Raw genomic sequence first — 15,273 nt, 5'->3', positions numbered from 1 at the left:
AATGACAACGTTCAAACGGGGAATGGCAGCGACCTTCATGGCGCTTGCCCTGTCTGGTACGGCAATGACGGCGACGCCCGCTCTTGCCGCCGGCAAAATGACGATTTCGAGCCCGCAGGATCCGGGCAGCTGGGATCCGATCGATACGTTTCTCGTGCAATGGGCAGCCGTTGCCACCAACATTTTTGACGGCCTGACCTATCGCGGTCCCGACCTCAAGCTGGTGCCGGGTCTTGCTGAATCGTGGACCGAACTGGACGAAGGCAAGCGCATCCGCTTCAAGCTTCGCCAGAACGTCAAGTTCCACAACGGCGAGCCCTTCAATGCCGCGGCCGTAAAATTCACCTTCGAGCGCCTTCTCGGCGAACAGGGTGCCAAGGGTCCGCAGCGTTCCAACTACATCTCGATCGAAAGCGTTGAAGTGATCGACGACTATACGGTCGATCTCAAGCTCAAGGCCCCGGATCCGGTTCTGCTGACCAAGCTTGCCGGTTATGGCGCCATGATCGTGCCGCCGAAATACATTCAGGAAAAGGGTGAGGACAATTTCAACCTCAACCCGGTTGGCACAGGCGCGTTCAAGTTCGTCTCCTACCAGCCCAAGGTCGATATCAAGCTGGAAGCCAATGCCGACTATTGGGGCGGCGCTCCAAAACTGTCGGAACTGGAATTCCGCTTCATCGCCGAGCCGGCAACGGCTGTCGCCGAACTGCAGGCCGGCCGCGTCGATCTGGTGATCCCGCCGACCATCCCGATCGGCATGCTGCCGGTCATCCAGGGCGACGACAAGCTGGAAATCGTTTCCGTTCCCGGCCCGACCGTCGATGCCCTGCGCTTCAACACCCGCGACGGCATCACTGCCGATCCGAAGGTGCGCCAAGCGATCATCATGGCCGTTGATCGCGCCACGATCGTTCAGTCGATCCTTGCCGGTCAAGCATCCGAGATCACCAGCTTCCAGAGCGCGCTGTCCTTCGGCTTCGACCCGGACCTCAAGGCAATTCCTTACGATCCGGCCGGTGCCAAGAAGCTGCTGGCGGAAGCCGGCGTGAAGGCCGGTGCGACGCTGCAGATCGACATCCGCGGCAATGACGCGACGATGAACGAAGTGGCGCAGGTCATTTCCAGCTATCTGTCGATGGTCGGCATCACCGCCACCATCAAGCCCTATGAGACCAATGTTCTGCTCAACGACATCATCCCGCAGGGCAAGACCGGCGCGATGTTCCAGCAGAAGTGGGGCGGTTGGACCTTCGATTACGACAACACGGCGTATTCGATGTACCATTCCGGCGAAAAGTGGAACCCCTACGACAAGGACGAAAAGCTGGACAAGCTGCTGGAATCGCAGCGTCCGCTGACCGACCGTGCCGCGCGCGAAAAGATCCTCAAGGAAGTTGCCGCCTACGCATCGGAACGCGCTCTTGAGCTTCCGCTGTACAACAGCAACGCCATCTTCGGCATCAACAAGCGCGTCAAGGGCTTCATCGCTCCCCCGGACAACCGCCTGAAGCTGACCGACGTCACCGTCGAGTAATCGGCCTTAACGACCGACAAATCGCCTCGCCCGCATCAGCGGGCGGGGCAGGACTTCTCTTTTAGGAACTAGAACGTGGCCGGTTTCCTCATCAAGCGATTGCTACAGGCGATTTTCGTCGTCATCGCCATCACGCTCGTCGTCTCTTTCGCCATTCGCCTGACCGGCGATCCGGCCGTCACGATGTTTCAGGGTGGCGGCAGTATGACGGAGGATGACCTTGCGCGCATTCGTGCGTCGCTCGGCACCGATCAGCCGTTCCTCGTCCAGTACTGGAATTTCATCAAGGGTCTGGTGACGCTCGATTTCGGTCGCAGCTTTTCCGGCGGCACCTCGGTTTCCCTGCTGATCGGCCATGCCCTGCCGGCAACGCTGCTGCTCGCCTTCATCTCGATGTTCGTGTCGATCGTGCTGTCCATCCCGCTCGGCATCAAGGCCGCCACCTCGCGTGGCAAGGCCGCCGATCAGGCGATCCGCATCTTTTCGCTGATCGGTCTGTCCTTCCCGAATTTCTGGCTCGCCACCATGCTGGTGCTGCTGTTTGCCATCACGCTGGGCTGGCTGCCGCCGAGCGGCATGTCGGGCTTTGCAAGCTATGTGATGCCGGCCGTCACCATGGGTGTCATCTTGACCGCGACCAATGTCCGCCTCGTGCGCACCTCGATGCTGGAAACGCTGCAGTCGCAATATATCATGGTGGCGCGCGCCAAGGGACTTTCCGAAAGCAAGGTTCTCTACAAACACGCGCTGCGCAACTGCGCCATTCCGCTGATCACCTATTTCGGCCTGCAGTTCGGCGGCCTGCTCGGCGGCATCGTCGTCATCGAGCGCGTGTTCAACTGGCCGGGCATGGGCACGCTTGCCTTCGACGCCGTCGGCGCCCGCGATTTCCCCGTTCTCCAGGCCGTCATCACCGTTTTGTCGCTGATGATCGTCGGCATCAACCTTCTGGTCGACATCGCCTATGGCCTCGTCGATCCCCGCATCCGCACGGAGTAAACGACAATGGCTGCAAAAACCTCCCGCCTGTCGCGCTTCGCGAGCCTCGAATTCATCCTCGGCACGGTGCTGACGGTCGTCATCTGCCTCGCCGTGCTGTTCTCCGACATCCTGTTTCCCGGCGGCGCCGACAAAATCAATCTGATGGCGCGTCTGGTCAAACCCTTCACCAACGCCGCCTTCCCGTTCGGCACCGATCCGCTCGGCCGTGACGTGCTTGCCCGTGTCGTTGCCGGTGGCAAAATCTCGCTTCTGGTCGGCTTCACCTCGGTCATCGGCGCCGTGATTTTCGGCGTGCTGATGGGCCTGATTGCAGGTTATTACCGTGGCTTCTGGGACATGCTGGTCATGCGTTTCGCCGACCTGCAGCTGGCCATGCCATTCATTCTGCTCGCCATCACCTTCATCGCCATCGTCGGCGGTAGCCTTACCAACACGATCATCCTGCTGATCGTGTCGCAATGGGTGCAATATGCCCGTCTGGTGCGCGGCTCGGTGCTGACGCTGCGTGAGCGCGAGTTCATCCTTTCGGCGCGCGCGATCGGTGTCAAAGACTGGCGCATCATCTTTCAGCACCTGCTGCCGAACCTGATCGGCCCGGTGATCGTGTTGATGACGCTGAACGTCGCCAACAACATCCTCCTGGAAAGCAGCCTGACCTTCCTCGGCCTCGGCGTCGATCCGACCATCCCGAGCTGGGGCGGCATGCTGGCCGACGGCCGCACCTATCTGCAAACGGCATGGTGGGTCAGCGTCTTTCCGGGCCTCGCCATCCTGCTCACCGTGCTTGGCCTCAACCTGCTCGGGGACTGGCTGCGCGACAGCCTCGACCCGACCGGCCGCACCTCCAGATAACCTCTTCGATTACAGCAAGGCTTAGCACCATGACTTCGATCTTCGAGACTTCCGTTCCGCGCACTCTTGAAACTCTGGTCACCGGTGCCAAGCCCGGCCTCTCCTTCGAAGCCTGGACTTTCGACGATACGAAGAGCCGCCGCGCCACGGAAGCGGCGCTGAAGGACAAGGGCATCACCGCCCGCATCCGCAGCGCCTACAAGCCGCTTCTCTTCACCTTCCTTGAAGAGATCGACCTTCCCGGCGTGACGGAAATCGAGGTGCGTTATCCCGTGCATGCCAATGCGCCGGCCAATCGTTTTCGCCTCGAAGCCTATCCGCTGGCAGCGCTGGTCGGTGACGCAAAAATCGCGTTCATTGCCCGCGAGGATGGTGAGCTCTTTTACGACGTGGCACTGACGCGGAATGGTCAGACGGAAACGCTGAAGGTTCTGGTGCCGAACCGCGTGCATGAAGATGTCGTTGGCGAAACCAATGTCTCACCGACAGGCTGGTATCGTGCAGACGGCGACGAGGCGGGAGAACGTCTCGAAACAGATTACGAGCGACTGTTTCATGGCGCAATCGATGCCATTGCCGGTTACGACTGGGGTTCGACCGAACCTTATTTCGAAGAACTGAACATCCGCGTTGCGCATCCGGCCGAAGACATGGAACTGCCGGTCGGCGACGAGGTGGTGAGCCTGCGCGAGGCCCTGCACGAAGACTTTTATTTCTCGCTGCTGGAATTCTTTCAGAAGAAATCCGGCCGTCCGCTTGGCGATCGTGGCCTGAAGCCCGGCCAGATCGTGCCGGAAATCGTTCAGAGCACTGGTGAAATCAGCATCCGTGTCGAAACCCGTCCGCTGACGACCGGTTTCCTCGACGGCGCAGAACAGGCGATCGATACGGCCATCGAACCGCCGGCAGCCAGCCAGATGGCAAAGCTGCTGGCCGAGATCGGCGGTGAAGAGTTTTCCGCCAATTCCCGTTCCGGCCGCGCGCTCTCTGCCCGTTACGTCAAGGGCAGCGATGCCGCCGTGATGATCAGCGGTGGTCAGCACCCGAACGAGACGACAGGCATTGTCGGTGCCATCCGCGCCGCGCGTGCCCTCAAGGAACGCAGCAACGCGCATTTCACCATCTCGCCGCTGGAAAACCCGGATGGTTACGCGCTGCACCAGCGTTTGCGCGTCGACAACCCGCGCCACATGCACCACGCCGCGCGTTACACGGCGCTGGGTGACGACCTCGAATACCGCACCCGCGAAAACTCCGGAAAACACCTGAACGAAAAGGCCATCCGTTTCGCGGCGCAGGACCTGAGCGGCGCAAAGCTGCATGTGAACCTGCACGGTTACCCGTCGCATGAATGGACACGCCCGCTCTCCGGTTACGTGCCGCGCAATTTTGCCATGTGGACGCTGCCGAAAGGTTTCTTCCTCGTCATGCGCCATCACGCAGGCTGGACGAGCCAAGCCGAAGCTATGCTCGACCACGTCACCCGTCACCTCGGCGCCATTCCGGGCATTCTCGATTATAACAACCGGCAGATCGCGCTTTATGAAACCCATGCCGGCGAGACGGGTTTTCGCATCATCAACGGTTTCCCATGCCTGTCATCGGTCGATGACCGCCACACCGTGCCGCTGACGCTGATCACCGAATATCCGGACGAGACGATCTACGGCGACGATTTCATTGCAGGCCATACGGCGCAGATGGAGACGGTGATCTCGGCTTACGACGCGTGGCAACTGTTGCAGGCAGACGCACCGACCGTCTGATTCAAAGCCTGATTTTTCGACATTCTGTTACCGCCCTCGCCTTCGGTTTCGACACCGATGCGGGGGCGAATGCGTTGCTGCGGGCTGGTCCGCCCGGCCTGAACCTGTCCATCATTTAATGTGCTATCGCGTTGACACCCGCTTGGCAGAACCAATATCGGTACTCTCAAGTTCCAATAAGGTCGATACTGCACATGCGCCTCAAGACGGCCCTGCCAATTATCATCCTCGCCATCGCGACCATCGGCGGCGTCGCAGCCTTTGCCCTGTCGTCATCGGCATCGACGCCGACCACGCTGACGGCACCGGTGATGCGGGCCAATGTGGAATCGACGGTGCTTGCCACCGGTACGTTGAAACCGTCGCGCCTTGTCGCAGTTGGTTCGCAGGCGACCGGCCGCGTGACATCGCTGAAGGTTGCCGTCGGTGACACCGTCAAGGCAGGCGATCTGATCGCGGAAATCGATTCCACCACGCAGAACAATGCGCTGCGTACCTCCAAAGCAGCCCTGGCAAATGTGCAGGCCCAGCGCGCCGAGCGCGTCGCCCAGCTGGAGAACGCCCATCTGACTCTGGAACGCCAAAAGGCCATTTATGAGAAGCAGGCAGGTTCACGCGCCGATCTTCAAACCGCGGAATCAGAGGTGAAGGTGATCGCGGCCCAGATCCAGGCATTGGATGCGCAGATCACCGAAGCGGAAGTGGCCGTTGAGACAGCTGAGGCCGATGTCGGTTACACCCGCATCAGCGCGCCGATGGATGGCACGGTGCTTGCCGTGGTCAATCAGGAGGGCCGCACCGTCAATGCCGCGCAGTCTGCCCCCACCATTGTCGTTCTGGGTGATCTCACCCGCATGACGGTGCGCGCCGAAATTTCCGAGGCCGACATCACCCGCGTCAAGGCCGGCCAGGCGGTGCGGTTCAACGTGATCGGCGACCGTGCAAAGACCTATGAGGCAAAACTGACGACCATAGAGCCGGCACCGGAATCGATCACAGAGGACAGCAGTGTCTCGACATCCACCACGAGTTCGTCTTCGTCCTCATCCTCCAGTTCGTCATCGGCAATCTACTATATCGGGGTCTTCGACATCGCCAATGATGACGGTCGTTTCCGCACCTATATGTCGGCAGAGGTCAATATCATCCTCGGCTCGGCCGCGAATGCGCTGACGATCCCATCCTCTGCCCTGCCGGAAACGGCCGCGACCGGCACCTCGCAGGTGCGCGTCGAAAAGGACGGCCAGCTGGAAACCCGCAAGGTGGAGATCGGCCTCAACAACAAGATCACGGCGGAAGTGAAATCCGGCCTGGAACAGGGCGAGCGCGTCGTCATCGGCGAGGGTGCGGCTGCTGCCTCGGCCTCTGGCGGCGGCAGACGCGGCGGCCCGCCGCCGATGTTCTGATGGAGGTGTGCTCATGACCGAACCTCTGATTTCACTGTCCGGCCTGCGCCGTGAATATGCTTCCGGTGACGGCACGATCACCGTGCTGAAAGACGTCGACCTCACCATCGAACGGGGCGAGATGGTCGCCATCATCGGTGCTTCCGGCTCCGGCAAATCGACGCTGATGAACATACTCGGCCTGCTCGACCGGCCGACAGCCGGCACCTACAGGATTTCCGGCCACGAGACGTCGGCGCTCGACAATGATGACCGCTCTGCACTTCGGCGCGAACACTTTGGCTTCATCTTTCAGCGTTACCACCTGCTGGACGAGATTTCGGCGCTTGCCAATGTCGAGATCCCCGCCGTTTATGCCGGACGCGACCGTGGTCAACGGCGGGAGCGGGCGGCGGCACTTCTCGGTCGCCTCGGCATGGCGGATCGCACCGACCACCGACCCGGCCATCTGTCCGGCGGCCAGCAGCAGCGCGTCTCCATTGCTCGCGCCCTGATGAACGATGCCGAGGTGATCCTGGCGGACGAACCGACCGGGGCACTCGACAAGACGAGCGGCGAAGAGGTGCTGCGGATTCTCGACGAACTGCACGCCGAAGGCCGCACGATCATCATCGTCACGCATGATGCCAGCGTCGCGGCACGGGCCGAACGGATCATCGAGATATCCGATGGCGAGATCATTTCGGACACGCGTTCCGAAACGGCAAGGCATGCTCCCGCGAAGACCGAAACCGAAACACCGACGAAAACCAACCGGGTCGGTGCCGGCATGGAACGCTTCCGCGAAGCCTTCCTGATGGCCTGCAAGGCGTTGACGGCGCACCGCATGCGCTCCTTTCTTACCATGCTCGGCATCATCATCGGCATCGCCTCGGTGATTTCGGTGGTGGCGCTCGGCACCGGCAGCCAGCAGAAGGTGCTGGCCAATATCAGCAGCCTCGGCACCAACACGCTGGAAGTGTTTCCCGGCGCCGGTTTTGGCGACATGCGCTCCGGCCGGGTGAAAACCCTGCTTGTCTCCGATGCGGAAGCGCTGGCCAAACTCTCCTATGTTGCCGCCGCCACGCCGACCGTATCGACGAACACCACGGCCCGCTTTGGCGCAACCGAAGCCAATGCGCTGGTGAATGGCGTCGGCAGCCGGTATTTCGAGGTCAAGGGATCAAAACTGCTGGCCGGTCGACTGTTCGATGATACTGGCGTTGCCGCCATGGAACAGGACGCCGTCATAGACGAGAACACCGCCAAGACCCTGTTTGGCACGGATGTGACCCAGGCGATCGGCCAGGTCGTGCTGGTCGGCAGCGTGCCATGCCGGGTGATCGGCGTCATCTCCGCACAGCAGGGCGGCTTTGGCTCCAGCGACAACCTTTCGATCTATCTTCCCTATACCAGCGTCCAGACGCGCTTTACCGGCGACCAATCGCTGCGCAGCGTGACATTGCGGATCAGCGATGATGCGGAAACCAGTGTTGCCGAGCAGGCCGTGACCACCTTTCTGACAGGTCGCCACGGAACCAAGGATTTCTTCATCCTCAACACCGACGACATCCGCCAGACCATTACCAGCACGACACAGACGATGACACTTCTGATCGGTGCAATTGCCGTGATCTCGCTTATCGTCGGCGGCATCGGCGTGATGAACATCATGCTGGTTTCCGTATCCGAACGGGTGAGCGAGATCGGCGTGCGCATGGCGGTTGGTGCAAGGCGTCAGGATATCCTGCAACAGTTCCTGATCGAGGCCGTGCTGGTCTGCATGATTGGCGGCGTGCTGGGCGTGGCACTTGCCTTGCTGTTCGGCTTCACCTTCAGCCTGTTCGGCTCCAGCTTCAGCCTCGTGTTCACCACCGCACCGATCGTGCTCGCCGTGCTGTCCTCCTGCCTGATCGGCATTGCCTTCGGATATCTGCCGGCGCGCAATGCGTCTCGACTGGATCCGGTGGCGGCGCTCACGTGACAGGAAAGGAGGGGTCGCAGGTTTCCTGAAAAGACCCCTCCAGGATGTGCAACGTTCAAACCGCATCATATCGGTTTCGCCATGCACAAAAGCTAAGCACAGCTCATCATACTCAAGAGAAAAATTCCCTGACGAACGCTCACGAAGGCGCCACCCAAAGGCGAATGTTGCTGCAATGCAATGTTCTGCTTGCGGGAAACCTAAAAATACTACGCCCTCACAGATTTTTGACGTCCACCTTAGCATTTTATCTACGATCACCCGCTAGTGAACTGACAAACAACGATTTTTTCCGGACGCCCACTAATGACATTTTTACTGTAAAATCGATTTATAGCGATTACTCCTCATATTTCACCTCCCCACATGTCAGCCAATTGTCATTTTCGCATTGCTAATGTTGCGGTGCGAAATGATCGCTTCACTTAACCCGCCGGACTGAGGGAAATCCTCCGTCATTACAGGTCCGGCAAGAGAGGATACGACCATGGGCGACCTTCTGAAGGGCATCTCCAGTTTTCGCGGCGCCGTTTTCCCGGATCACTCGGCGCTTTACCGCAAGCTCGCACATGAAGGCCAGTCGCCGCAGGCACTAATGATCTCCTGTGCCGACAGCCGCGTCATGCCGGAAACCATCACCCAATCCGGCCCCGGCGAACTGTTCGTATGCCGCAATGCCGGCAATATCGTTCCGCCATTCCAGACCATGAATGGCGGCGTGTCTTCAGCCATCGAATATGCGCTCGTGGCTTTGGGCGTGCGTGACATCATCGTCTGCGGTCATTCGGACTGTGGCGCCATGAAAGGCCTTTGCCAACCCGACCTGCTCGGCAAGATGCCCAATGTCGCCGCCTGGCTGAAACATAGCCATGCCGCTCATTCGATCGTCTGCGAGGCCTATCCGCCGAACATGGACGAGAAGGAAAAGATCCGCGCCGTTGCCATGGAAAACGTGGTCGTGCAGCTCGATCACCTGCGCACACATCCCTCGGTCGCGTCCAGACTGGCGAAGAGCGAAGTCACCTTGCACGGCTGGTTTTTTGACATCGAGACCGGCGAAGTACTTGTTTATGACGGCGTCGAAAAACGTTTCATCGAGATCGAGGATGGCCAGCCACTGCCGGTGGCGGTGACCGGCCGCGGCGTGCCGCATGTGATCCCAGCGACAGCGCAGATAGCGGCGGAGTAACGCATATGGCGAACGACGGCACTGTCCAGCATATACCGCCCTCCTCGGGGCAATCACCATCCACCTTCGCGGCAGATTTCGCCTCCTCGGTGGTGGTCTTTCTCGTCGCCATCCCGCTTTGCCTCGGCATTGCGGTGGCTTCGGGCGTGCCCGTCGCCATGGGCCTGATTTCCGGAATCGTCGGCGGCATTGTCGTCGGCGCAATAGCCGGCTCTCCGTTGCAGGTTTCCGGACCTGCGGCGGGTCTTGCCGTCATCGTTTTCGGGTTTGTCGAACAATATGGCGTAGCAGCGCTTGGCCCGGTTCTGGTTGCGGCTGGCATGATCCAGATCCTTGCCGGGTTTCTGCGGATCGGCTCGTGGTTCCGCGCCATTTCCCCGGCAGTCGTTCATGGCATGCTGGCCGGTATCGGCATTCTTATCATCCTCGGCCAGATCCACGTTCTGATGGATTCCAAGCCGGCGGCCGGCGGCATCCAGAATGTCGTCGCCATCGAAAACAGTGTCGAAAAACTCTGGCATGACGGCATCACCAATCAGACACTGGCGCTGATGGTGGGCGTGGCGTCGCTGCTCGCCATGATCGGCTGGGAAAAATTTCGTCCGGCCAAGCTGAAACTGGTACCGGGCGCGCTGATCGGCGTTGCCTTCGGTACGCTGCTGGCCGTCGGCTTCAGCCTTCCGATCGCCCGCGTCGATCTGCCGGCGTCCCTGCTGGATGGCATCTCGATCCCCGGCGTCGGCGATTTCATGCGGCTGTCGGAACCGGGCATTTTCATCACCGTCCTCGTCATCGCCGTGATTGCCAGTGCCGAAACGCTTCTTTCCGCAGCGGCGGTGGATCGCATGCATGATGGTGAGCGCACGAAATACAACAAGGAGCTTTTCGCCCAGGGCATCGGCAACGGCATCTGCGGCATGCTCGGCGCGCTGCCGATCACCGGTGTGATCGTGCGTTCCTCGGCCAATATTCAGGCCGGTGCGAAAACCCGCCTTTCAGCGGTCATGCATGGCGCATGGGTTCTGGCGCTGGTGGCACTGCTGCCGCAGCTTCTCGGCGTGGTGCCGATGACGGCGCTGGCGGCTGTGCTGCTGGTGACCGGCTGGCGTCTGGTAAGCCTGCACCATGTGCGCCACCTGTTCGACCATCACGGCTGGGTGCCGGTCGGCATCTGGTTCGCCACGGTCTCGCTGGTGGTGACGCAGGATCTGCTGATCGGCGTCAGTGTGGGCCTTGCGCTGTCGATCGCCGAGATCGTGCCTTATCTGCGCCGTCGCCTGCATATCGAGACGGCGGAGACCGAGGACGAGATCTATCTCAACCTGACGGGTGCGGCGACCGCCAAGGACATTCCGGCACTGCTGAACCTGCTGGAAAAACTGCCGGCCAGCCAGCCGGTGCGCCTGACTGCTCCCGATTTGCATTATCTCGACCACACCTGCGCCGAGACCATCAGCGAATGGGTGCAGCGCGAGACGCGTGCGGGCCGCCGGGTGCATGTCGAATATGCTTCCGCGACTTCCGCCGAACGGCATCATCGTGTCGATCCGCAGTTGCGGCGGTTTTATGCCGAAGCGGCCGCGTAAGGCGGCACCTCAAGAATGCGAAAGGGCCGGAGCAGCGATGCTCCGGCCCTTTGTTGTTACTTGATCATCGGCAGAAGTTCGGAGACCGACTTCTTGGCGTCGCCGTAGAACATCCGCGTATTTTCCTTGTAGAAGAGCGGGTTCTCGATGCCGGAATAACCGGTGCCCTGACCACGCTTCGACACGAACACCTGCTTGGCCTTCCACACCTGCAGAACCGGCATGCCGGCGATCGGCGAATTCGGGTCTTCTTCGGCCGCCGGATTGACGATGTCGTTGGAGCCTATGACGATGACGACGTCGGTCGTGGGGAAATCATCGTTGATCTCGTCCATTTCCATGACGATGTCATAGGGGACCTTGGCTTCGGCGAGCAGCACGTTCATGTGGCCCGGCAGACGGCCGGCAACCGGATGGATGGCGAAACGGACGGTCTTGCCGGCCGCGCGCAGCTTGCGCGTCAGTTCGGAGACAGCCTGCTGCGCCTGCGCCACCGCCATGCCGTAACCGGGAACGATGATCACCGAGTCGGCGTCGTTGAGCGCGTTGGCAACACCTTCGGCATCGATGGCGATCTGTTCGCCCTCGATTTCCATGGCAGGGCCCGTGGTGCCGCCGAAGCCGCCCAGAATGACCGAGACGAAGGAACGGTTCATCGCCTTGCACATGATGTAGGACAGGATCGCACCGGAAGAACCGACCAGCGCACCGGTGACGATCAGCAGATCATTGCCGAGCGTGAAGCCGATAGCAGCGGCCGCCCAGCCGGAATAGCTGTTCAGCATCGACACCACGACCGGCATATCGGCGCCGCCGATGCCCATGATCAGGTGATAACCGATGAAGAAGGCGAGCAGCGTCATCAGCACAAGCGTCCAGACGCCCGAACCATTGGCGTACATGACCAGCAGGATCAGCGACAGGATGGCCGCGCCGGCATTGAGGAAGTGACCGCCCGGAAGCTTCTTCGCCTTGCCATCGACCTTGCCGGCCAGCTTGCCGAAGGCAACGACGGAGCCGGTGAAGGTGACAGCACCGATGAAGACGCCGAGAAAAACTTCGACATTCATGATGGCCAGTTCGACCGGGGTCTTGTGGGCGAGAATGGCAGAAAAGCCTTCGAGCGTTGCGCGGGTCGCCTCATCCATGCCGGCAACACGCCATGCCTCGATATGGGCGTTATAGCCGATGAAGACGGCGGCAAGGCCTACGAAGGAATGAAGGGCTGCCACGAGCTGCGGCATTTCCGTCATCTGCACGCGGGCAGCGACGGTATAGCCCATGAACGAGCCGCCGGCGATCATCACAAGAATGATGAGCCAGTTGCCGAAGGTTCCCGGCACCTGCGGGCCGAGGATGGTGGCGATGACGGCGAGCGCCATGCCGACAATGCCGTACCAGACGGCACGCTTGGCGCTTTCCTGGCCGGAAAGGCCGCCGAGCGAAAGAATGAAGAGAACAGCCGCAGAAATGTAGGCGGCGGAAACGATACCGATCGTCATATGATTATACCCCTAACCGATCACGACTTCTGGAACATGGCGAGCATGCGCCGTGTGACGAGGAACCCGCCGACGATGTTGATGGTGGCAACCAGAACCGACAGTGCGCCCAAGATGACGACGAGCCAGTTGCCGGAGCCGATCTGCAACAGGGCGCCGAGGATGACGATGCCGGAAATGGCGTTGGTGACGGCCATCAGCGGCGTGTGCAGCGAATGCGACACATTCCAGATGACCTGGAAACCGATGAAGCAGGCGAGCACGAAAACCACGAAATGGCTCATGAAGCTGGCAGGTGCAAACGCACCGACGAGCAGCAGAAGTGCGGTGCCGGCTGCCAGCAGAATGCCCTGGGTCTTGGTCTGCGACTTGAAGGCGGCCGTTTCCCTGGCGCGCTTTTCTTCAGGCGTCAGTTCCTTGACCTTTTCCTTCGGCTTCTGGGCAGCGATCGCCTTGATCTTCGGCGGTGGCGGCGGGAAGGTTATCTCGCCTTCCTTGGTGACCGTCGCACCACGGATGACGTCGTCTTCCATGTTGTGAACGACGACACCGTCCTTGGCCGGCGTCAGGTCGGTCATCATGTGGCGGATGTTGGTCGAATAAAGCGTCGACGACTGGGCAGCCATGCGGCTCGGAAAATCCGTGTAACCGATGACGGTGACGCCGTTGTCCGAAACCACCTTCTGATCGGCAACCGTCAGATCGCAATTGCCGCCGCGTTCGGCCGCCAAGTCGATGATGACCGAACCGGGCTTCATGGCGGCGACCATATCGGCGAGCCACAGTTTTGGCGCATCGCGGCCGGGGATCAGCGCCGTGGTGATGACGATGTCGATCTCAGGGGCCAGTTCGCGGAATTTTTCGAGCTGCTTTTCGCGGAATTCCGGCGAAGACGGAGCGGCATAACCACCGGTGGCGGCGCCATCCTGGCTGTCGCCCTTGAAGTCGAGATAAACGAACTGCGCACCCATGGATTCGATCTGTTCGGCCACTTCCGGGCGAACGTCGAAAGCATAGGTGATGGCGCCGAGCGAAGTGGCGGTGCCGATGGCGGCAAGGCCGGCCACACCTGCGCCGATGACCAGAACTTTTGCAGGCGGGACCTTGCCGGCGGCGGTGACCTGACCGGTGAAGAAACGACCGAAATTGTTGCCGGCCTCGATGACGGCGCGGTAACCGGCGATGTTGGCCATCGACGACAGCGCATCCATCTTCTGCGCACGCGAAATGCGCGGCACCATGTCCATGGCGATGACGTTGACGCCGCGGGTTTTGGCTTCTTCCAGCAGCGCAGAATTCTGTGCCGGATAGAAGAACGAGATCAGCGTCTTGCCGGGACCGAGATCAGCGAGCTCGGCGCTTTCCGGCGGGCGGACCTTTGCGATCACGTCAGCCTGAGACGACAGTGCGGCGGCAGTGTCGGTTACCGTCACACCGGCGGCGCGATAGGCATCGTCCAAAAAGCCGGCGGCTTTGCCCGCACCGGTTTCGATCAAACATTCATAACCGAGCTTCTGCAATGCCAGCGCAGAGTCGGGCGTCATCGCGACACGCGCCTCGTTCTCTGCGCGTTCCTTCAACGCTCCAATTTTCATAGTCCCTGTACCCTTCCCCGTTTCCTCGCGGGTTTCGGCGTTGCCGCCGTTTTGTTGTTGCCGCAAGCACCGCTGCCGTTTGACCGGTTCCGTCGAGCAACGAAACGCCGCCGGCGGCTGAAATGAATCTTTAACCGATCAATCATGCTGCCTCTTTTTCGCCGCGACAAGCCGACAGGCCTGCGATCGGACACGCAATTATGCGGCGTATTGCCGCGAAACGCCGGATTTCCACAGTCGAGTGAGATGAGGACAGACTCATGCCTTGGCGATCTGAGGTTTTTCATTTTTGTCCGGCTGTCGTTTGCGGGTTATGCGGCCGGGGCACGTCCTGTGCCTCCTAATTAAATTTTATAATGGCGCACGACGTGCCCCGTTCGGTGGTTTTTCCGCGCAACTCCGGTCCTTCTGCGGCGGTTGGTCTTCATTTGCGAACACCAACCGGTTTGTGTGCGACACACGCACGCCCCGCCGCTGTTTCAGGCAAGAGGAAGACCATTTTCTGCGCAGCCCCGCATGGATCACCTGCATCAGGGCGTCCCATGCGATCACCGGCCCGTCCTTCGCATCGCCGGCAATGCAGACCGGTGTAGCCGAAACAGAACGCGATGAGTGTCGCACAGTCTGGAAATGCGTGGATGAGATTCGAGACAAGATATTGATATCGTTCACGCGACGTCTCGAAACGTCCACGGAATTTTGTCAATTTTCGAGGTTTTGGGGGCGGAGCCCCCTCACCAAGCGCGTCCAGCGATCGGCTAAGCCTCTCGCGGACTTGCTATCCTCTCCCGCAGGGGGAGAGGAAAAGACGCTGCGATCTTATCTCTCCCCTTGCGGGAGAGAAAGCGATTTCAACATCTTAGCCAAAGGCTAAG

General features: G+C 60.5%; 11 protein-coding genes. 8 read left to right on the top strand and 3 right to left on the bottom strand.

All coding sequences use genetic code 11. The annotated features are described in order from the left end of the window. Nucleotide 1: 1 nt before the first annotated feature. From EDF70_RS22975 to EDF70_RS22940, 8 genes are all read left to right on the top strand, one after another. On the top strand, nt 2-1,537 hold the full coding sequence (locus EDF70_RS22975; RefSeq protein ID WP_132278313.1) for an ABC transporter substrate-binding protein: 1,536 nt from the start codon (nt 2-4) through the stop codon (nt 1,535-1,537). 75 nt (nt 1,538-1,612) lie between these two features. Next, nucleotides 1,613-2,536, top strand: coding sequence for an ABC transporter permease (locus EDF70_RS22970; RefSeq protein WP_132278311.1), 924 nt, complete (start codon nt 1,613-1,615; stop codon nt 2,534-2,536). Between the two features lie 6 nt (nt 2,537-2,542). After that, entirely contained in the window at nt 2,543-3,391 is an 849-nt protein-coding gene (locus EDF70_RS22965) for an ABC transporter permease (RefSeq protein ID WP_132278309.1), read from the top strand. Between the two features lie 29 nt (nt 3,392-3,420). Beyond that, complete coding sequence (locus EDF70_RS22960; RefSeq protein WP_132278307.1) at nt 3,421-5,157, top strand: M14 family metallopeptidase; 1,737 nt, start codon at nt 3,421-3,423, stop codon at nt 5,155-5,157. 194 nt (nt 5,158-5,351) lie between these two features. Continuing rightward, a complete protein-coding gene (locus EDF70_RS22955) occupies nt 5,352-6,563 on the top strand; it encodes an efflux RND transporter periplasmic adaptor subunit (RefSeq protein WP_132278305.1) in 1,212 nt (403 codons plus the stop codon). Nucleotides 6,564-6,576: 13 nt separating this feature from the next. Further along, nucleotides 6,577-8,526: a MacB family efflux pump subunit gene (locus EDF70_RS22950; RefSeq protein WP_132278303.1), complete on the top strand. Its 1,950-nt coding sequence runs from the start codon at nt 6,577-6,579 to the stop codon at nt 8,524-8,526. A gap of 487 nt (nt 8,527-9,013) precedes the next feature. After that, entirely contained in the window at nt 9,014-9,715 is a 702-nt protein-coding gene (locus EDF70_RS22945; RefSeq protein WP_132278301.1) for a carbonic anhydrase, read from the top strand. Between the two features lie 5 nt (nt 9,716-9,720). After that, complete coding sequence (locus EDF70_RS22940; RefSeq protein ID WP_132278299.1) at nt 9,721-11,301, top strand: SulP family inorganic anion transporter; 1,581 nt, start codon at nt 9,721-9,723, stop codon at nt 11,299-11,301. 56 nt (nt 11,302-11,357) lie between these two features. On the opposite strand, the gene EDF70_RS22935 is transcribed toward EDF70_RS22940, so the two are convergent. The 3 genes from EDF70_RS22935 to EDF70_RS22925 form a co-directional block, all read right to left on the bottom strand. Next, nucleotides 11,358-12,803 carry an NAD(P)(+) transhydrogenase (Re/Si-specific) subunit beta gene (locus tag EDF70_RS22935; RefSeq protein ID WP_132278297.1) on the bottom strand — a complete coding sequence of 482 codons (1,446 nt, stop codon included), beginning with the start codon at nt 12,801-12,803 and terminating at the stop codon, nt 11,358-11,360. 20 nt (nt 12,804-12,823) lie between these two features. Further along, nucleotides 12,824-14,398, bottom strand: a complete 1,575-nt coding sequence (locus EDF70_RS22930) for a Re/Si-specific NAD(P)(+) transhydrogenase subunit alpha (protein ID WP_132278295.1) — start codon at nt 14,396-14,398, stop codon at nt 12,824-12,826. A 351-nt stretch (nt 14,399-14,749) separates the two neighbouring features. After that, on the bottom strand, nt 14,750-15,070 hold the full coding sequence (locus EDF70_RS22925) for a hypothetical protein (RefSeq protein WP_132278293.1): 321 nt from the start codon (nt 15,068-15,070) through the stop codon (nt 14,750-14,752). Nucleotides 15,071-15,273 lie beyond the last annotated feature (203 nt).

The sequence above is a fragment of the Neorhizobium sp. JUb45 genome (assembly GCF_004343585.1).
GTDB lineage: Bacteria > Pseudomonadota > Alphaproteobacteria > Rhizobiales > Rhizobiaceae > Neorhizobium.
This window is presented reverse-complemented; position numbering and strand designations above follow the sequence as displayed.